This is a genomic window from Rhodoferax sp. (assembly GCF_039922535.1).
Taxonomy (GTDB): domain Bacteria; phylum Pseudomonadota; class Gammaproteobacteria; order Burkholderiales; family Burkholderiaceae_C; genus Rhodoferax_B.
The window spans coordinates 1-2,061 of record NZ_JBDTEM010000447.1; the positions used below are offsets into that span (position 1 = coordinate 1).

A 2,061-nucleotide genomic window follows, 5' to 3' on the forward strand; every position below is an offset into this window, starting at 1 on the left:
GCGGCTTCATGGGCGGCGCTGGCGTACACGTGCTCTATCAAGGCCCGCCCAACGCCCTTGCCGCGCAGGTTCGACAGGGTGAACAGGTCTTGCAGATACACGTAGTCGCCCGCCGTCCAGCAACTGCGGTGGTAGATGTAATGCACCATGCCCACCAGAGCACCATCGATTTCGGCCACCGCGCAGTGCATGGGCTCCGCCGGGTCCAGAAAGCGCTTCCAGGTCAGCGCGGTAACCGACTCGGCAATGTCGGTTTTGTAAAACGTCTGGTAGCCCTTCCACAGCGGCAGCCACTGGGCAAAGTCCGCGTCCTGGGCGAGTCGAATCTGCATGCGTTTACTCCTATTGAAGAACTCCAGCTTAGCCGCTGCGTGGCACCTTGGGGAGGGCCATGAGTACGTAAAAGTATGGCACCACGAAATCACAAGATTTTTAGGCCTCCGGCGCAGATAGCGCCTGCGCAGGCAGCTATCTCTTTAGAAGTAATAGCACCGCGGTATGCTGTCCTATTCCGCCCCGTGCATCTGCCCGTCGATGTAATACCAGCGCCCGTCCTGCCGTACAAAGCGGCTGGTTTCGTGCATGCGCTGGGCCTTGCCACTGTCGCGGCAGCGGGCCACAAATTCGACGATTCCCGCATCGCCCGCCTCGGCCGCGCTGCGCACCTCCAGCCCCAGCCATTTCACCGGCGACAGCTCCAAGTCGCCCGGCGCGGTAGAGGGGTGCCAGGTGAACAGCAGGTAGTCCAGCAAGCCCAACACGTAGCCGCTGTAACGCGAGCGCATCAGCGCCTCCGGCGTGGGGGCGTAGCCACCGGCATCCATGCCTTTATGCCACTGGCCGCAGCATTCGGCATAGGTCTGGCCGCTGTCACAGGGGCAAGGGGCGTGGGCGGGATGCAGGTTTTTCTTCATGTTTACTTCTTGCGCGCCGCAATCGACTTTTCAGCCGTGGCCACCAAATCTGCGCCAATCGTCTTCTTCCACTTCTCAAACACCGGGCGGGTGGCGGCTACGAAGGCAGCGCGTTCTTCAGGGCTTAGCTTGGTGACGGTGACGCCCAGTCCGGCCAAGTCTTTCAGCAGCGGCTGGTCGGCTTCGACCAGGCCTTTGCGGGCGATCACGATTTGCTCGCGGGCGGCGTCCAGGGCGGCTTGTTTGACGATGGCGCGGTCGGCTTCGGTCCAGCTGGCCCAGATGTCTTTGTTGACCACAAACACCAGCGGATCGGCCACGTAGCCCCACATGGTGACGTACTTTTGCGCCACGTTTTGCAGCTTGGCGGCGGTGTAGATGGAGATGGGGTTTTCTTGGCCGTCCACCGCGCCGGTGGCCAGCGCGGGCTGGGCATCGGCCCAACTCATTTGCGTGGGATTGGCACCAAGGGCGGTGAAGGTGTCTTGGAACAGCGGCGAGCCGACGACGCGGATTTTCATGCCTTTGAGGTCGGCGGGGCTGTGGATGGCACGCTTGGAGTTGCTGATTTCACGGTAGCCGTTTTCACCAAAGGCCAGCGGCAGCACACCGGCTTTGTTGATGATGGCGAAGATGTCTTTGCCGACCTGGCCTTGGGTCAAGGAATCGATGGCGGCGTAGTCGGGCATCAGGAACGGCAGCGAGAACAGGTTCAGCTCTTTCACCTGCGGCGACCAGTTGATGGTGGAGCCGATGGCCAGGTCGATCACGCCCTGGCGCAGGGCCGAGAACTCGCGCGTCTGGTCGCCCTGGATCAGCGACACGCCCGGGTACAGCTTGATGTTGATGCGGCCCTGGGTGCGCTCGCGGACCATATTCGCCCAAATCTCGCCGCCCTTGCCCCAGGGGAAGGCGGTGCCCAGCACCAGCGACATCTTGTACTCGGGCTTGTAGCTGGTTTGGGCAATGCTGCCGGTGGTGGCCAGCATGGCCGCAGTGGCTACGGCCAGGGCGAGGAATGAACGAACTTTCATTTTTGTCTCCAGTTTAAAAATCAATAACCCAAATGGTGCGGCAGCCACAAAGCGAGTTGCGGGAAGGCAATCACCAGCACCATCACCAAGAACATCGAAAACAGCATCCAGCC

At 61.3% G+C, this 2,061-nt stretch carries 3 protein-coding genes; all 3 read right to left on the minus strand.

Annotated features, from left to right (window positions below; genetic code table 11):
• Nucleotides 1–332, minus strand: a 332-nt coding sequence (locus ABI213_RS21255) for a GNAT family N-acetyltransferase (protein ID WP_348028565.1), incomplete at its 3' end; no start/stop codon positions are given.
• A 174-nt stretch (nt 333–506) separates the two neighbouring features.
• Nucleotides 507–914 carry a YchJ family metal-binding protein gene (locus ABI213_RS21260; RefSeq protein WP_348028567.1) on the minus strand — a complete coding sequence of 136 codons (408 nt, stop codon included), beginning with the start codon at nt 912–914 and terminating at the stop codon, nt 507–509.
• 2 nt (nt 915–916) lie between these two features.
• Nucleotides 917–1,948: a DctP family TRAP transporter solute-binding subunit gene (locus tag ABI213_RS21265; RefSeq protein ID WP_348028569.1), complete on the minus strand. Its 1,032-nt coding sequence runs from the start codon at nt 1,946–1,948 to the stop codon at nt 917–919.
• Nucleotides 1,949–2,061: the final 113 nt, after the last annotated feature.